This window comes from Pseudomonas sp. GW821-FHT07F05 (assembly GCF_059418765.1).
The window spans coordinates 253,648-270,207 of sequence record NZ_JBWKQL010000001.1; the positions used below are offsets into that span (position 1 = coordinate 253,648).

A 16,560-nucleotide genomic window follows, 5' to 3' on the forward strand; every position below is an offset into this window, starting at 1 on the left:
AACGAGTGTCACTGATCGCTTCTGACCACTTCCGCATCGTTGTCGGCCTCGGCAAGAGCGGCATGTCCCTGGTTCGCTTTCTGGCGAACCGGGGTGTGTCGTTTGCTGTCGCCGATACGCGGGAGCATCCGCCAGAACTCGCGACCTTGCGCCGTGACTACCCGCAGGTCGAAGTGCGCTGTGGCGAGCTGGACGTTGAATTCCTGTGCCGCGCCGATGAGCTGTATGTCAGCCCCGGTCTGGCGCTGGCAACCCCGGCCCTGCAGCAAGCGGCCATGCGCGGCGTGAAGCTGTCCGGCGACATCGAGCTGTTCGCTCGCAATGCCAGGGCGCCCATCGTGGCCATCAGCGGATCGAACGCGAAAAGCACGGTCACCACGCTGGTGGGCGAGATGGCGGCGGCAGCGGGCAAGCGTGTTGCGGTCGGCGGCAATCTCGGCACGCCGGCGCTGGACCTGCTCAGCGACGACGTCGAGCTGTATGTGATGGAGCTGTCGAGCTTCCAGCTGGAAACCACCGATCAGCTTGGCGCTGAAGTGGCGACCGTGCTGAACATCAGTGAAGACCACATGGACCGTTACAGCGGCCTGCCGGCTTATCACCTGGCCAAGCACCGGATCTTCCGCGGCGCGCGCCAAGTGGTGGTGAATCGTCAGGACGCGCTGACCCGGCCGTTGATCGGCGAAGGCGTGCCGTGCTGGACCTTTGGTTTGAACAAGCCCGACAGAAACGGCTTCGGCTTGCGCGAAGAGAACGGCGAGAAATATCTGGCCTTCCAGTTCGACAACCTCATGCCGGTCCGCGAGCTGAAAATCCGTGGTGGCCACAATCAGGCCAACGCCCTGGCCGCACTGGCCCTGGGTCATGCGGTGGGTCTGCCGTTCGATGCCATGCTTGCCAGCCTCAAGACATTTGCCGGTCTGGTTCATCGCTGCCAGTGGCTGCGTGAGCTCAACGGCGTGAACTACTACGACGACTCCAAAGCGACCAACGTCGGCGCCGCGCTGGCAGCGATCGAAGGCCTGGGCGCCGACATCGACGGCAAGCTGGTGCTGATTGCCGGCGGCGATGGCAAGGGCGCGGATTTCACCCCGCTGCAAGCCCCGGTTGCCGCCCATTGCCGCGCCGTCGTCCTGCTGGGCCGCGATGCGGATTTGCTCGCCGCGACCTTCGGCGATTCGGTGCCTCTGGTACGCGTCACTACATTGGAAGAAGCCGTGCAACGTGCTGCTGATATCGCGCAGGAAGGGGACGCCGTGTTGCTGTCGCCCGCCTGCGCAAGCCTGGACATGTTCAAGAATTTCGAGGAGCGCGGACAACTGTTCGCCCGGGCCGTGGGGGACTTGTCATGATTTTTGGCGTGATCAAGCCGTACCCGTCGCCGATCATCAGCGGTCGTGGCGTTGACGTCGATTTCCCGATGCTCGCCGGCTGCCTCGCGTTGCTGGGCCTGGGCCTGGTGATGATCACTTCCGCGTCGTCGGAAGTGGCCGCCGTGCAGTCGGGCAACGCGTTGTACATGATGACCCGTCACCTGATCTATCTGGTGCTGGGCCTGATCGCCTGCGTCGCGACCATGATGGTGCCGGTTGCTACCTGGCAGCGCCTGGGATGGCTGATGCTGATTGGCGCGTTCGGTCTGTTGATCGCGGTGATCGTGCCCGGCATCGGGCGTGAGGTGAACGGTTCGATGCGCTGGATCGGCTTCGGCATGTTCAACGTGCAGCCGTCGGAAATCGCCAAGGTCTTCGTGGTGATTTTCCTGGCTGGTTACCTGATTCGTCGCCAGCAGGAAGTGCGCGAGAGCTGGATGGGCTTCTTCAAGCCGTTCATCGTGCTGCTGCCGATGGCGGGTCTGCTGCTGATGGAGCCGGACTTCGGTGCCACGGTCGTGATGATGGGCGCGGCGGCGGCGATGCTGTTCCTCGGCGGCGTCGGGCTGTTCCGTTTCAGCTTGATGGTCGCGCTGGCAGTGGGTGCCGTGTTTGTGCTGGTTCAGGCGCAGCCGTACCGGATGGCGCGTCTGATTACCTTCACCGACCCGTGGTCCGATCAGTTCGGTTCCGGCTACCAGCTGACCCAGGCGCTGATCGCCTTCGGTCGCGGTGAATGGTTCGGCGTCGGCCTCGGCAACAGCGTGCAGAAGCAGTTCTACCTGCCGGAAGCGCACACCGACTTCGTGTTCTCGGTACTGGCTGAAGAGTTGGGCGTGGTGGGTTCCCTCGCCACGGTCGCGCTGTTCGTGTTCGTCAGTATCCGGGCGATGTACATCGGCATGTGGGCCGAGCGCGCCAAGCAGTTCTTCGCTGCGTACACCGCGTATGGCCTGGCCTTCCTGTGGATTGGTCAGTTCCTGATCAACATCGGCGTGAACGTCGGTCTGCTGCCGACCAAGGGTCTGACCCTGCCGTTCCTCAGCTACGGCGGCAGTTCGTTGATCATCTGCTGCGCCAGCCTGGGCCTGTTGCTGCGCATCGAGTGGGAATCGCGCAACAACATGGGCAGTGAAGAGGCCGAGTTCCAGGAAAGCGACTTTGCCGAGGAGCCGACCCATGGCCGCCGGTAACGTTTTGATCATGGCGGGCGGCACCGGCGGACACGTGTTCCCGGCGCTGGCGTGCGCCCGTGAGTTCCAGGCCCGCGGTTACACCGTGCACTGGCTCGGAACGCCGCGCGGCATCGAAAACGAACTGGTGCCCGCCGCAGGGTTGAAGCTGCACCTGATCAACGTCACCGGTTTGCGTGGCAAGGGCCGGCTGTCGCTGCTGAAAGCGCCGTTCATGTTGATCAAGGCTTTGCTGCAGGCGCGCAAGATCGTGGGTGAGTTGAAGCCGGTCTGCGTCGTCGGTTTCGGTGGCTACGTGACAGGCCCTGGCGGTCTGGCGGCGAAACTGGCCGGCGTGCCGCTGATCATCCATGAGCAAAACGCAGTAGCGGGCACGGCCAATCGCAGTCTTGCGTCGTTCGCCGCACGCGTCTGTGAAGCGTTCCCGCATACCTTCGCCGCGTCGGCCAAGCGTCGCACCACCGGTAACCCTGTTCGTGCCGAGCTGTTTTTCGAAACGCCGCGCCAGACGCTGATTGGCCGCCGGCCTCGTTTGCTGGTGCTGGGCGGAAGCCTGGGCGCCGAGCCGCTGAATAAATTGCTGCCGGAAGCCCTGGCACAAGTGCCTGCCGATATCCGCCCTGAAGTGTTTCATCAGGCCGGCAAGCATCACGATGAAGTGACCGCCGAGCGTTATCGCGTCGCCGGTGTCGAGGCGCAGGTTGCCCCGTTCATCAAAGACATGGCCCAGGCCTATGGCTGGGCGGATCTGGTGGTCTGCCGCGCAGGTGCGTTGACCGTCAGTGAACTGGCTGCCGCCGGGCTGCCGTCGTTGCTGGTGCCTTTGCCCCATGCGATCGACGATCACCAGTCACGCAACGCCGACTATCTGGCTCGCGAGGGCGCTGCCTTCGTCATGCCGCAAGCGACAACTGGCGCCGCCGAAATGGCCGCTCGCCTGAAAGAGGTTTTGATGCAACCCGAACAATTGAACCGCATGGCCGTCACGGCTCGCCAACTGGCCAAGCCTGACGCCACCAACACCGTCGTCGATATCTGCCTGGAGGTGGCCCATGGTTGAGAATCAACGCGCCATGCCACAGCCGGAAATGCGCCGTATCCGTCGTATCCACTTCGTGGGCATCGGCGGGGTGGGCATGTGCGGTATCGCCGAAGTGTTGCTGAACCTGGGCTATGACGTGTCCGGTTCCGACCTCAAGGCTTCGCCGGTGACCGAGCGCCTCGAATCGTTTGGCGCGCAGATCTTCATCGGCCATCGTGCAGAAAACGCATCGACGGCTGACGTGCTGGTGGTCTCCAGCGCTGTGAACACCTCCAACCCGGAAGTGGCGACCGCCCTTGAGCGTCGCATTCCTGTCGTGCCACGCGCTGAAATGCTCGCCGAGCTGATGCGCTATCGCCACGGTATCGCGGTCGCTGGTACCCACGGCAAAACCACGACCACCAGCCTAATCGCCTCGGTGTTCGCGGCGGGTGGCCTTGATCCGACCTTTGTGATCGGCGGGCGTCTGAACGCTGCCGGCACCAACGCGCAGCTCGGCACCAGCCGTTACCTGATCGCCGAAGCCGACGAAAGCGACGCCAGCTTCCTGCACCTGCAGCCGCTGGTGGCCGTGGTCACCAACATCGACGCCGACCACATGGCGACCTACGAAGGCGACTTCAACAAACTGAAGAAGACCTTCGTCGAATTCCTGCACAACCTGCCGTTTTACGGTCTGGCCGTGGTCTGCATCGACGATCCGGTGGTGCGCGACATCCTGCCTTCGGTCAAGCGTCCGATCATGACCTACGGCTTCGATGACGCCGCCGACGTGCGCGCGATCAACGTGCGCCAGGACGGCATGCACACACACTTCACCGTGCTGCGTCGTGACCGCGAGCCACTGGATGTGTCGGTCAACATGCCGGGCAAGCACAACGTGCTGAACTCGCTGGCAACCATTGCCATCGCCACTGACGAGGGCGTCTCAGACGAAGCCATCGTTCAGGGGCTGTCCGGCTTCCAGGGCGTTGGCCGTCGCTTCCAGGTGTACGGCGAGCTGCCGGTGGAAGGCGGCAACGTGATGCTGGTCGACGACTACGGTCACCACCCGCGTGAAGTGGCTGCCGTCATCAATGCCGTGCGCGGTGGCTGGCCGGACCGTCGTCTGGTCATGGTCTACCAGCCGCACCGTTACAGCCGCACCCGCGATCTATACGACGATTTCGTGCAGGTGCTCAACGAGGCCAACGTGTTGCTGCTGATGGAAGTCTATCCGGCCGGGGAAGAACCGATTCCCGGTGCGGACAGCCGTCAGCTGGCCCACAGCATTCGTCAGCGCGGTCAGCTTGATCCGATCTACATCGAGCGTGGCGTCGAACTGGCGCCGCTGGTCAAACCACTGCTGCGCGCCGGCGACATCCTGCTGTGCCAGGGCGCCGGCGACATTGGCGGCCTTGCACCACAGCTGCTGAAAAGCCCGCTCTTCACCGGCGCCATCGTGGCCTCAACCGAAGGTAAGCTGAAATGACAGCCGCCCTGCAGTCCGCCCTGTTCTCGACGCTGGAGCCGAAACGCTTCGGTCGCGTCGCCGTGCTGTTCGGCGGCAAGAGCGCGGAGCGGGAGGTGTCCCTGAAATCCGGCAGCGCAGTGCTTGAAGCCCTGCAAAGCGCAGGCGTCGACGCGTTCGGTATCGACGTGGGCGAGGATTTCCTGCAGCGGCTGGTCAGTGAACAAATCGATCGGGCGTTCATCGTCCTCCACGGTCGTGGCGGCGAAGACGGCACCATGCAGGGTCTGCTTGAGTGCCTGGAAATTCCCTACACCGGCAGCGGCGTGCTCGCGTCGGCGCTGGCGATGGACAAGCTGCGCACCAAGCAGGTCTGGCAGAGTCTCGGCTTGCCGACGCCGCGCCACGCCGTGCTGAGCAGCGAGGCGGATTGTATTTCTGCGGCGACGGAACTGGGCTTTCCTTTGATCGTCAAACCCGCCCATGAAGGTTCCAGTATCGGTATGGCCAAGGTGACCGGCGTCGACGAATTGATCGCCGCCTGGAACGCCGCCCGTACCTACGATTCGCAAGTGTTGGTCGAACAATGGATCGAAGGTCCTGAGTTCACCGTCGCCTCTCTGCGTGGGCAGGTATTGCCTCCCATCGGTCTGGGTACTCCCCACAGTTTTTACGACTACGACGCCAAGTACCTGGCCTCCGATACCCAGTACCGGATTCCGTGCGGCCTCGATGCAGCCAAAGAAGATGAACTCAAGGCACTCACGGCCCGGGCCTGTGAAGCGGTCGGCATTGCCGGCTGGGCGCGCACCGATGTCATGCAGGACGCCGACGGCAAATTCTGGCTGCTGGAAGTCAACACCGTTCCCGGCATGACCGATCACAGCCTTGTACCTATGGCTGCACGCGCAGCCGGGCTCGATTTCCAACAGTTGGTGTTAGCGATTCTGGCCGACAGCGTCCAGGTGCGAGGGTAGATCATGCACGGCGCAACGGTTCGTCATCAGCAATCCGCTACCGGCCGCAACAAGCCGGTGCCGCGGGGTGCCAGCCGCATGGTTGCCAAGGAGCCCATGTCGTCGCGCATGCCACGACCGAATTTCGGTTTCCTGCGCAGCCTCATGTGGCCGGTGCTGCTGGTGGTGTTTGGTTTTGGTACGTACGAAGCCGCCCAGCGCCTGCTGCCTTACGCCGATCGGCCGATCTCGCGGATCAACGTGCAGGGCGATCTGAGCTACATCAGTCAGCAAGCCGTGCAACAGCGGATCGCGCCGTTCGTCGCGACCAGCTTCTTCAACATCGATTTGGCGGGCATGCGCACCGAACTCGAGCAAATGCCGTGGATTGCCCACGCCGAGGTCCGCCGCGTCTGGCCGGATCAGGTGGTGATCCGTCTGGAAGAACAATTACCGGTTGCGCGGTGGGGCGATCAATCCCTGCTGAACAACCAGGGTCAGGCATTCACCCCGCGTGAGCTGGCCAACTACGAACACCTTCCGCAGTTGTTCGGGCCTCAACGGGCTCAACAGCAGGTGATGCAGCAGTACCAGGTGCTGAGCCAGATGTTGCGCCCGCTGGGGTTCTCCATCGCTCGCCTGGAACTGCGTGAGCGAGGCAGCTGGTTTCTGACCACCGGCGCAGGCACTGCAGGCCCTGGCCTGGAGCTGCTGCTGGGACGAGGCAATCTGCTTGAGAAGATGCGCCGCTTTATCGCCATCTACGACAAGACACTGAAAGACCAGATCACGAACATTGCGCGCGTCGACCTTCGTTACAACAACGGCCTTGCCGTTGGTTGGCGCGAACAGGCAGCGGCGCCAACGACGGACAAATCCGCCGTCGCGAAGAATTGATAAGAGGCAGGACCCATGGCAAACGTGCAAAGCGGCAAAATGATCGTCGGATTGGATATCGGCACCTCCAAGGTGGTGGCGCTGGTAGGCGAAGTCGCGGCTGATGGCACGCTGGAAATCGTCGGTATCGGCACTCACCCGTCCCGCGGTCTGAAGAAGGGCGTGGTGGTGAATATCGAATCCACCGTGCAATCGATCCAGCGCGCCGTAGAAGAAGCGCAGCTGATGGCCGGTTGCCGCATCCACTCGGCGTTCGTCGGCGTGGCGGGCAACCACATCCGTAGCCTGAACTCCCACGGCATCGTGGCGATTCGCGACCGCGAAGTGAGCTCCGCTGACCTTGAGCGCGTGCTCGACGCTGCCCAGGCCGTGGCGATCCCGGCTGACCAGCGCGTGCTGCACACGCTGCCGCAGGACTACGTCATCGATAACCAGGAAGGCGTTCGCGAGCCACTGGGCATGTCGGGCGTGCGTCTGGAAGCCAAGGTTCACGTGGTGACCTGCGCGGTGAACGCGGCGCAGAACATCGAAAAATGCGTGCGCCGCTGCGGGCTTGAGGTCGACGACATCATCCTCGAGCAACTGGCCTCGGCTTACTCGGTGCTGACCGACGACGAGAAAGAGCTGGGCGTGTGCCTGGTGGACATCGGCGGCGGCACCACTGACATCGCGATCTTCACCGAAGGCGCGATCCGTCACACCGCGGTGATCCCGATTGCCGGCGACCAGGTCACCAACGACATCGCCATGGCGCTGCGTACACCGACTCAGTACGCCGAAGAAATCAAGATCCGTTATGCCTGTGCCCTGGCCAAACTGGCCGGTGCCGGTGAGACCATCAAAGTGCCAAGCGTTGGCGACCGTCCGCCCCGTGAACTGTCCCGTCAGGCCCTCGCCGAAGTGGTCGAGCCGCGCTATGACGAGCTGTTCACCCTGATTCAGGCCGAACTGCGTCGCAGCGGCTACGAAGACTTGATCCCGGCCGGCATCGTGCTGACCGGTGGCACCTCGAAAATGGAAGGCGCGGTCGAACTGGCCGAAGAGATCTTCCACATGCCGGTCCGCCTCGGCGTGCCGCACAGCGTCAAAGGGCTCGCGGACGTCGTTCGCAACCCGATCTACTCAACCGGCGTCGGCCTGTTGCTGTACGGACTGCAAAAGCAGTCTGACGGCATCTCGCTGTCCGGCCTTTCCGGCTCCGGTAGCAGTTATAGCGATGAACCGAAGGCCCCAGTGTTAGAGCGTCTCAAGCGCTGGGTTCAGGGGAATTTCTAAGATTCAAAAAGTGGTAGGCAGGCAACAGGCGACATAAAACTAGAGAACTGAAGGAGAGGGAACATGTTCGAGCTCGTAGACAACATCCCACAAAGCCCGGTAATTAAAGTTATCGGCGTTGGTGGTGGCGGCGGCAACGCAGTCAATCACATGGTCAAGAGCAACATCGAAGGCGTCGAGTTCATCTGCGCCAACACCGATGCTCAGGCCCTGAAAAACATTGGCGCACGTACCATTCTGCAACTGGGTACCGGCGTGACCAAAGGCCTGGGCGCAGGTGCGAATCCTGAAGTCGGCCGTCAGGCTGCACTGGAAGACCGCGAGCGCATCGCTGAAGTGCTGCAAGGCACCAACATGGTCTTCATCACCACCGGCATGGGCGGCGGTACCGGTACTGGTGCTGCACCGATCATTGCCGAAGTGGCCAAGGAAATGGGCATTCTGACCGTTGCGGTCGTGACGCGTCCGTTCCCGTTCGAAGGCCGCAAGCGCATGCAGATCGCCGATGAAGGCATCCGCGCGCTGTCCGAAAGCGTCGACTCGTTGATCACCATTCCCAACGAGAAGCTGCTGACCATCCTCGGTAAAGACGCCAGCCTGCTGTCGGCTTTCGCCAAGGCTGACGATGTACTGGCCGGTGCCGTTCGGGGTATCTCCGACATCATCAAGCGTCCGGGCATGATCAACGTCGACTTCGCTGACGTACGCACCGTGATGTCCGAAATGGGCATGGCGATGATGGGCACTGGCTGCGCCAGCGGTCCGAACCGTGCGCGTGAAGCCACCGAAGCGGCCATCCGCAACCCGCTGCTGGAAGACGTGAACCTGCAAGGCGCTCGCGGCATTCTGGTCAACATCACTGCCGGTCCTGACCTGTCTCTGGGTGAGTACTCCGACGTGGGTAGCATCATCGAAGCGTTCGCCTCCGAGCACGCCATGGTCAAGGTCGGTACCGTTATCGATCCGGACATGCGCGACGAGCTGCACGTGACTGTTGTTGCTACTGGCCTGGGTGCAAAAATCGAGAAGCCTGTGAAGGTCATCGACAACACCATGCAGACCGCTCAAGCCGCACCTGCGCAGCAGCACGCCGCACGCCAGGAGTTGCCTTCGGTCAACTATCGCGATCTGGACCGTCCAACCGTGATGCGCAATCAGGCACACGCGGGCGCAACAGCCGCAGCGAAGATGAACCCCCAAGACGATCTGGATTACCTGGATATTCCAGCGTTCCTGCGTCGTCAGGCTGATTAATGGGTTCTATCAGGGGTATAAGGGTGATTGGTGTTCAGCAAAGGCGGGGTCTGCTATCATCGCCAGCCTTTGTTGATACTAATTCGCGATACGCGCTGAAGCGGCCAATGCCATGATTAAACAACGCACCCTGAAAAATATTATCCGTGCCACAGGTATCGGCCTGCACTCGGGGGAGAAGGTTTACCTGACCCTCAAACCAGCACCTGTGAACGCTGGCATTGTGTTTTTCCGTACCGACCTTGAGCCGGTGGTCCAGATCAACGCTCACGCGTTGAATGTGGGTGACACCACGCTCTCCACGACGCTGTTCAATGGCGACGTGAAGGTCGATACGGTCGAGCACTTGCTGTCGGCCATGGCCGGCCTTGGCATCGATAACGCCTACGTTGAACTTTCTGCCTCCGAAGTTCCAATCATGGATGGCAGCGCAGGTCCCTTCGTATTCCTGATTCAATCGGCTGGCCTGGAAGAACAGGACGCACCGAAGAAATTCATCCGCATACTTAAAGAAGTGTGCGTAGAAGAAGACGGCAAGTCCGCCAAGTTCTTACCGTTTGAAGGGTTCAAGGTCGGGTTCGAGATCGATTTCGATCACCCGTATCTCAAGAACCGCACGCAAACGGCTTGTGTGGATTTTTCCAGCACTTCGTTCGTTAAAGAAGTGAGCCGTGCGCGGACATTCGGTTTCATGAAAGACATCGAGTATCTGCGTAAGCACAACCTGGCTCTGGGCGGCAGCGTTGAAAACGCGATCGTCGTGGACAAGGACGGCGTGTTGAACGAAGACGGTCTTCGTTATGAAGACGAGTTCGTGAAGCACAAGATTCTGGATGCCATCGGTGACCTGTATCTGTTGGGCAACAGTCTGATCGGCGAGTATCAGGGCTTCAAGTCGGGACACGGTCTGAACAATCGTTTGCTTCGTGCGTTGATCGCTCAGGAAGACGCTTGGGAAGTTGTGACCTTCGAAGATGCCAGCACCGCACCGATCTCTTACATGCGCCCTGTAGCGGCGGTGTAAACAGTCTCTTCTTCCTAGTTTTGATGTTTTCAGGCCACCTTCGGGTGGCCTTTTTTATGGATCGTCGATTAGATAGCGGGCATATCCGTTTTTTGTGTGTACTGGAGTTATGGTTCCGCCCTTACGGCGGGTCACTTTTCCCAACAGCCCGGATTGCCGGCCCAGAAAAAAGTAACCAAAAAGGCCGTGCTCCTGGTTGGGTTCCTCCTTCGTCGGAATACCTTCACTCCGGTCTCGCTCCGTGGGCCCGCGCCGAACGGGCATCCATGCCCTGACGGCGCTCTCGCCGCATCCATGCGGCTCGGCCCACTGCGCGAGAACTGCGTTCAGCCTGCACCCAAGTCGCGATGGCTGTCGTCTGAGCTTTTTGCGTATGAAGATCAAGATCAAAAGCAGATCAAGAACAGATCAAAAGCTTCCCGGCTGAAGCCGGTCCTACGGGGGGGGGCGCACCCGGTCCCGCAGGTGTACACGGTGCTTTTTAGTAGGACCGGCTTTAGCCGGGAAGGGGTCAGTGAAAACGCCGGCATCCTGCAGGTTTACGAATCCCCAGCCTCTTTAGGCACAGCATGCGCGGCCAGCCGTTCGAGCGCAGCACGCAGTTTCGGGTCGGTGATGCCTTCCGCTGTTGCGGTGATGGTCTCAGCCGCCGCGACCGACAGATCGCGCGTATGCCCAGCTTCGGTCCTGTGGGTTCTCGAGGGCTGTACCTTCAATTGCAAGCGGGTGAGGTTGGCAAATTCCTTGAACGCGACCAGTTGCCGTTGCAAACGCTTCTGTTGATAACGCAGTCGTGTCGCCCAGTGGCCGTCGGTGACGATGAGCAGCAGTGTACCTTCGCGCCATGACGCGACGTGGCAGTGCTCGCGGGCGGCGGGTTGTAGCTGGCTTTCCAGCAGACGCTGCAAGTGCGCGAGGCGTTGGGCGTGGTTGAAGATGGCTTTGAGGGGCCGGGCTTCGCGCAGAAGCACAGCCGGTGCGCGAGCGGGGAGGGGACGGAATGCCATGATGAGGTGCCTTGTGTTGCCTGGGCGTGATCTTAGCAGAATCGGTAGAAGCACCTTTGCGTCAGGCGCCCAGGGTGCAAACAAGCCGCGCAATCATGAAAAAACATTAATAAAACTTCTCACTCCCATGGGTTGAAGTCACGGGAAATGACCCTATTGTACTTCTGCCCCGTAACATTGCTGTGCCAGCATCGTGGAATAACGCCACTTTCCTCACCACCATTTCCGGGTAGAATGCTCGTTCGCATGCGGCCATGAGGGCTGCTCGGGCGACTCACGGGGCCGCCCTCCATCCCTATGTGTGGAAGATCCTTTCGATATGTTTGCACCTTTGTTAAAAAAACTTTTCGGAAGCAAGAACGAGCGCGAAGTGAAGCGCATGCTCAAGACGGTCCAGGTCGTCAACAGCTTCGAAGAGCAAATGCTCGCCCTCTCGGACGAACAGCTGCGCGCCAAGACCGACGAGTTGAAGGCCCGCATAGCCAAAGGTGAGACCCTCGACCAGCTCTTGCCAGAAGCCTTCGCGGTCTGCCGCGAGGCGGGTAAACGCATCATGGGCATGCGTCACTTCGACGTACAGCTGATCGGCGGCATGACGCTGCACGAAGGCATGATCGCCGAGATGCGTACCGGTGAGGGTAAAACCCTCGTCGCGACCCTCGCGGTCTACCTCAACGCACTGTCCGGCAAAGGCGTGCACGTGGTCACGGTGAACGACTACCTGGCCCGTCGTGACGCCAACTGGATGCGCCCGCTGTATGAATTCCTCGGTCTGACCGTAGGCGTGGTCACGCCTTTCCAGCCGCCGGAAGAGAAGCGCGCCGCCTACGCCTCCGACATCACCTACGGCACCAACAACGAATTCGGTTTCGATTACCTGCGCGACAACATGGCGTTCAGCCTGGAAGACAAATTCCAGCGTGAACTGAATTTCGCCGTGATCGACGAAGTGGACTCGATCCTCATCGACGAAGCGCGTACGCCGCTGATCATCTCCGGCCAGGCCGAAGACAGCTCCAAGCTCTACACCGAAATCAACAAGCTGATCCCCAAGCTTGAGCAGCACATCGAGGAAGTGGAAGGCCAGGTCACCCAGCAGGGTCACTTCTCCATCGACGAGAAGTCCCGTCAGGTGGAGCTGAACGAGTCCGGTCACCAGTTCATCGAAGAGATGCTCACCGAAGTCGGTTTGCTGGCTGAAGGCGAGAGCCTGTATTCCGCGCACAACCTGGGCCTGCTGACCCACGTTTATGCCGGTCTGCGTGCCCACAAACTGTTCCATCGCAACGTCGAGTACATCGTTCAGGACGGCCAGATCCTGCTGGTCGACGAACACACCGGTCGTACCATGCCGGGTCGTCGTCTGTCCGAGGGCCTGCACCAGGCCATCGAAGCGAAGGAAGGCCTGAATATTCAGGCCGAGAGCCAGACCCTGGCCTCTACCACCTTCCAGAACTACTTCCGTCTCTACAACAAGCTGTCCGGCATGACCGGTACGGCGGACACCGAAGCGTTCGAATTCCACCAGATCTATGCTCTGGCCGTGATGGTCATTCCGCCGAACAAGCCGTTGGCGCGGAAAGACTTCAACGACCTCGTGTACCTGACCGCTGAAGAGAAGTACGCGGCGATCATCACCGACATCAAGGCCTGCCTAGCCGAGCAGCGTCCGGTGCTGGTGGGTACAGCGACCATCGAAACCTCCGAGCACATGTCTCGCCTGCTGGTGCAGGAAGGTATCGAGCACAAGGTTCTGAACGCCAAGTTCCACGAAAAAGAAGCCGAGATCATTGCCCAGGCAGGTCGTCCGGGTGCGCTGACCATCGCCACCAACATGGCCGGTCGCGGTACCGACATTCTGTTGGGCGGCAACTGGGAAGTTGAAGTGGCCAGCCTGGAAGACCCGACCCCAGAGCAGATCGCGCAGATCAAGGCCGACTGGCAGAAGCGCCATCAGCAAGTGATCGAGGCGGGCGGCCTGCACGTTATTGCCTCTGAACGTCACGAATCCCGCCGTATCGACAACCAGTTGCGTGGTCGTGCCGGTCGTCAGGGTGACACCGGTTCAAGCCGTTTTTACCTGTCGCTGGAAGACAGCCTGATGCGCATCTTCGCCTCTGACCGGGTGAAGAACTTCATGAAGGCGCTGGGCATGCAGTCCGGTGAAGCGATCGAGCACCGTATGGTGACCAACGCGATCGAAAAAGCGCAGCGCAAGGTCGAAGGCCGCAACTTCGATATCCGCAAGCAGCTGCTCGAGTTCGACGACGTTTCCAACGAACAGCGCAAAGTGATCTACCACATGCGTAACAGCCTGCTGGCTGCGACCAACATTGGTGACACCATTGCCGAGTTCCGCGAAGAAGTCCTGGATGCCACCATCTCGGCGCACATCCCGCCGCAGTCGTTGCCTGAGCAGTGGAACGTGGCCGGTCTGGAAGCCGCGCTGAACAGCGATTTCGGCGTGAAGCTGCCGATTCAGCAGTGGCTCGACGAAGACGATCACCTGAACGAAGACACCCTGCGTCCGAAGTTGATGGAAGCCATTCTGGCGGCCTACAACGAGAAAGAAGACCAGGCCAGTGCCGAGGCGCTGCGCACCTTCGAGAAGCAGATTCTCCTGCGCGTGCTGGACGACCTGTGGAAAGACCACCTGTCGACCATGGATCACCTGCGTCACGGTATTCACCTGCGCGGCTACGCTCAGAAAAACCCGAAGCAGGAATACAAGCGCGAGTCGTTTGCCCTGTTCCAGGAGCTGCTCGATTCGATCAAGCGCGACGCCATTCGTGTGCTGTCCCACGTCCAGGTTCGCCGCGAAGATCCGGCCGAGGAAGAGGCGCGTCTGCGTCGCGAAGCCGAGGAGTTGGCGCAGCGCATGCAGTTCCAGCACGCCGAAGCGCCGGGCCTGGATCAGCCGGACCTGCTCGCTGAAGAGGGCGAAGACGTCGCGGTAGCTGCAGCCGCCGCACTGTCGCCGGTACGCAACGACCAGAAGCTGGGTCGCAACGAATTGTGCTGGTGTGGTTCGGGCAAGAAATTCAAGCACTGTCACGGCCAGATCAGCTGATTTCGCCCACCGCGAAGAGCTGTAGCTGACCTGTAATATCACGCCGCGACCGGCTCAGCCGTCGCGGCGTTTTTCAATCAATCGAGCCGTGTCGGCGAGGCCGCGCGGTGTGACTGTCTTTCAAGGAGCGCACTTCATGGCTGTTGGTCTTGGTCCTTTGCCGACGCTGCACCCGGTTCCCGGTTTTGAACTTGGCATCGCTTCCGCCGGCATCAAGCGCCCGGGGCGCAAAGATGTTGTGGTGATGCGCTGCGCCGAAGGCTCCAGTGTCGCGGGCGTATTCACCCTGAACGCGTTTTGCGCGGCGCCGGTGATCATCGCCAAACAGCGCGTGCAGGGCACTGTGCGCTATCTGCTGACCAACACCGGCAACGCCAACGCTGGCACGGGCGAACCGGGCCTTGCCGCTGCCGAGCGCACCTGCGCGAAGCTGGCCGAGATCACCGGGGTGGACGCCAGCGCGGTGCTGCCGTTTTCCACGGGCGTGATCGGTGAGCCGTTGCCCGTCGAGAAGATCGAAGGCGCGCTGCAGGCGGCGCTGGATGATTTGTCCGTCGACAACTGGGCCGCAGCGGCCACCGGCATCATGACCACTGACACGCTGCCCAAAGGCGCGAGCCGTCAGTTCGTGCTAGATGGCGTCACGGTCACCGTGACCGGCATCAGCAAAGGCGCGGGCATGATTCGTCCGAACATGGCGACCATGCTGGGCTACATCGCCACCGACGCCAAGGTGGCGCCGAGCGTGCTGCAGGACCTGATTCGCGACGGCGCCAACAAGTCGTTCAACCGCATCACCATCGACGGCGACACGTCGACCAATGACTGCTGCATGCTGATTGCCACCGGCCAGGCCGACCTGCCCGCGGTGACTGAAGCCAAGGGCCCACTGTTTGAAGCGCTGAAAAAAGCCGTCTTCGAGGTGTGCATGGACGTCGCCCAGGCTATCGTCCGTGACGGCGAGGGCGCGACCAAGTTCGTGACCGTCGAAGTCAACGGCGGCGGTAATCATCAGGAATGCCTGGACGTGGGTTACACCGTGGCCCACTCGCCGCTGATCAAAACCGCGCTGTTCGCGTCAGACCCTAACTGGGGCCGGATCCTGGCGGCCGTAGGCCGTGCGGGCGTACCGAACCTGGACGTCAGCAAGATCGACGTGTTTCTGGGCGACGTCTGCATCGCCAGCAAAGGCGCCCGCGCCAGCACCTACACTGAAGAGCAAGGCTCGCTGGTGATGGCGCAGGAAGAAATCACTATCCGCATCGAGCTGGGTCGAGGTGATTGCAGCGAAACCATCTGGACCACCGACCTGTCGCACGAATACGTGAAAATCAACGCGGAATACCGCACCTGAGTCACGAGCGAGTCCACCGGTCTCAACGGAGCCAAGACATGAGCCTGCACCTGATCATCGGCGACAAACGTTATTCCTCCTGGTCGCTGCGTCCGTGGCTGGCGCTTGCGCTGACCGGCGAGACGTTCACCGATCAGGTGATTCGCCTGAATCAGACCGACACCACGCGCCTGATTCTTGAGCATTCGCCGACCGGTAAAGTCCCGGCGCTGAAGTGCGAGCACGGCACCATCGTTGATTCTCTGGCGATCTGTGAGTATCTGGCGGAGCGTTTTCCGAATGCAGGCTTGTGGCCGGCGGATATCGCCGCCCGCGCTCAGGCCCGCTCGGCGTGCGCGCAAATGCACAGCGGCTTTGTCGGACTGCGCTCGCGCTTGCCGATGGACCTGCGTCAGGACGAGGCGCTGGAGGTCATCGCAGTCGAAGCTCAGGCCGATATCGACCGCATGGTTGCGCTGTGGCGTGAATGCCGCGCGGTGTCAGGTGTGAGCGAGGGGTTCCTGTTCGGCACGCCGGGCATCGTCGATGCGTTCTTCGCACCGGTCGCCGTGCGCTTTCGTACCTATCACGTTGAGCTGCCTGCGGACGCGGCCGCCTACGTCGAAACGATTTATCAGTGGCCTGAGTTCAAACGCTGGCAGCAGGCAGGTCTGGAGGAAGGTTGA

13 protein-coding genes are annotated in these 16,560 nt (G+C 61.2%); 12 read left to right on the top strand and 1 reads right to left on the bottom strand.

The features are described from left to right. The first annotated feature begins 5 nt into the window (after positions 1–5). From murD to lpxC, 9 genes are all read left to right on the top strand, one after another. A complete protein-coding gene (murD, locus tag AC07RO_RS01265) occupies positions 6–1,352 on the top strand; it encodes a UDP-N-acetylmuramoyl-L-alanine--D-glutamate ligase (RefSeq protein ID WP_346630818.1) in 1,347 nt (448 codons plus the stop codon). Beyond that, positions 1,349–2,566 carry a putative lipid II flippase FtsW gene (gene ftsW, locus AC07RO_RS01270; RefSeq protein ID WP_133772211.1) on the top strand — a complete coding sequence of 406 codons (1,218 nt, stop codon included), beginning with the start codon at positions 1,349–1,351 and terminating at the stop codon, positions 2,564–2,566. Before murD ends, ftsW begins: the two co-directional genes overlap by 4 nt. Continuing rightward, a complete protein-coding gene (murG, locus tag AC07RO_RS01275) occupies positions 2,553–3,626 on the top strand; it encodes an undecaprenyldiphospho-muramoylpentapeptide beta-N-acetylglucosaminyltransferase (protein ID WP_495085081.1) in 1,074 nt (357 codons plus the stop codon). The genes ftsW and murG overlap by 14 nt, the downstream gene beginning before the upstream one ends. After that, positions 3,619–5,079 (top strand): UDP-N-acetylmuramate--L-alanine ligase, encoded by a 1,461-nt coding sequence (murC, locus tag AC07RO_RS01280; RefSeq protein WP_133772215.1) that lies wholly within the window; start codon positions 3,619–3,621, stop codon positions 5,077–5,079. Before murG ends, murC begins: the two co-directional genes overlap by 8 nt. Then, positions 5,076–6,035, top strand: coding sequence for a D-alanine--D-alanine ligase (locus tag AC07RO_RS01285; RefSeq protein ID WP_192171756.1), 960 nt, complete (start codon positions 5,076–5,078; stop codon positions 6,033–6,035). Before murC ends, AC07RO_RS01285 begins: the two co-directional genes overlap by 4 nt. Before the next feature lie 3 nt (positions 6,036–6,038). Further along, complete coding sequence (locus tag AC07RO_RS01290; protein WP_495085082.1) at positions 6,039–6,911, top strand: cell division protein FtsQ/DivIB; 873 nt, start codon at positions 6,039–6,041, stop codon at positions 6,909–6,911. A gap of 15 nt (positions 6,912–6,926) precedes the next feature. After that, on the top strand, positions 6,927–8,186 hold the full coding sequence (gene ftsA, locus AC07RO_RS01295) for a cell division protein FtsA (protein ID WP_037014678.1): 1,260 nt from the start codon (positions 6,927–6,929) through the stop codon (positions 8,184–8,186). Between the two features lie 63 nt (positions 8,187–8,249). Next, positions 8,250–9,440 carry a cell division protein FtsZ gene (gene ftsZ / locus AC07RO_RS01300; protein ID WP_074884474.1) on the top strand — a complete coding sequence of 397 codons (1,191 nt, stop codon included), beginning with the start codon at positions 8,250–8,252 and terminating at the stop codon, positions 9,438–9,440. Positions 9,441–9,552: 112 nt separating this feature from the next. After that, positions 9,553–10,464, top strand: coding sequence for a UDP-3-O-acyl-N-acetylglucosamine deacetylase (gene lpxC, locus AC07RO_RS01305; protein WP_065992158.1), 912 nt, complete (start codon positions 9,553–9,555; stop codon positions 10,462–10,464). Between the two features lie 539 nt (positions 10,465–11,003). Here lpxC and AC07RO_RS01310 read toward each other — a convergent pair. Continuing rightward, complete coding sequence (locus tag AC07RO_RS01310) at positions 11,004–11,471, bottom strand: DUF721 domain-containing protein (RefSeq protein ID WP_346630813.1); 468 nt, start codon at positions 11,469–11,471, stop codon at positions 11,004–11,006. A gap of 319 nt (positions 11,472–11,790) precedes the next feature. On the opposite strand from AC07RO_RS01310, the gene secA reads away from it, so the two are divergent. The 3 genes from secA (at position 11,791) to AC07RO_RS01325 (ending at position 16,560) form a co-directional block, all read left to right on the top strand. Beyond that, positions 11,791–14,541 carry a preprotein translocase subunit SecA gene (secA, locus tag AC07RO_RS01315; protein WP_192171753.1) on the top strand — a complete coding sequence of 917 codons (2,751 nt, stop codon included), beginning with the start codon at positions 11,791–11,793 and terminating at the stop codon, positions 14,539–14,541. 136 nt (positions 14,542–14,677) lie between these two features. Beyond that, positions 14,678–15,895 carry a bifunctional glutamate N-acetyltransferase/amino-acid acetyltransferase ArgJ gene (argJ, locus tag AC07RO_RS01320; RefSeq protein WP_463583399.1) on the top strand — a complete coding sequence of 406 codons (1,218 nt, stop codon included), beginning with the start codon at positions 14,678–14,680 and terminating at the stop codon, positions 15,893–15,895. Positions 15,896–15,933: 38 nt separating this feature from the next. Continuing rightward, positions 15,934–16,560 carry a glutathione S-transferase family protein gene (locus AC07RO_RS01325; RefSeq protein WP_495085083.1) on the top strand — a complete coding sequence of 209 codons (627 nt, stop codon included), beginning with the start codon at positions 15,934–15,936 and terminating at the stop codon, positions 16,558–16,560.

What these genes read in the sequence shown, in the direction of transcription:
- ftsW (WP_133772211.1), top strand. Translation starts at nt 1,349, where the DNA reads ATGATTTTTGGCGTGATCAAGCCGTACCCGTCGCCGATCATCAGCGGT.
- murG (WP_495085081.1), top strand. Translation starts at nt 2,553, where the DNA reads ATGGCCGCCGGTAACGTTTTGATCATGGCGGGCGGCACCGGCGGACAC.
- murC (WP_133772215.1), top strand. Translation starts at nt 3,619, where the DNA reads ATGGTTGAGAATCAACGCGCCATGCCACAGCCGGAAATGCGCCGTATC.
- AC07RO_RS01285 (WP_192171756.1), top strand. Translation starts at nt 5,076, where the DNA reads ATGACAGCCGCCCTGCAGTCCGCCCTGTTCTCGACGCTGGAGCCGAAA.
- AC07RO_RS01290 (WP_495085082.1), top strand. Translation starts at nt 6,039, where the DNA reads ATGCACGGCGCAACGGTTCGTCATCAGCAATCCGCTACCGGCCGCAAC.
- ftsA (WP_037014678.1), top strand. Translation starts at nt 6,927, where the DNA reads ATGGCAAACGTGCAAAGCGGCAAAATGATCGTCGGATTGGATATCGGC.
- ftsZ (WP_074884474.1), top strand. Translation starts at nt 8,250, where the DNA reads ATGTTCGAGCTCGTAGACAACATCCCACAAAGCCCGGTAATTAAAGTT.
- lpxC (WP_065992158.1), top strand. Translation starts at nt 9,553, where the DNA reads ATGATTAAACAACGCACCCTGAAAAATATTATCCGTGCCACAGGTATC.
- AC07RO_RS01310 (WP_346630813.1), bottom strand. Translation starts at nt 11,471, where the DNA reads ATGGCATTCCGTCCCCTCCCCGCTCGCGCACCGGCTGTGCTTCTGCGC.
- secA (WP_192171753.1), top strand. Translation starts at nt 11,791, where the DNA reads ATGTTTGCACCTTTGTTAAAAAAACTTTTCGGAAGCAAGAACGAGCGC.
- argJ (WP_463583399.1), top strand. Translation starts at nt 14,678, where the DNA reads ATGGCTGTTGGTCTTGGTCCTTTGCCGACGCTGCACCCGGTTCCCGGT.
- AC07RO_RS01325 (WP_495085083.1), top strand. Translation starts at nt 15,934, where the DNA reads ATGAGCCTGCACCTGATCATCGGCGACAAACGTTATTCCTCCTGGTCG.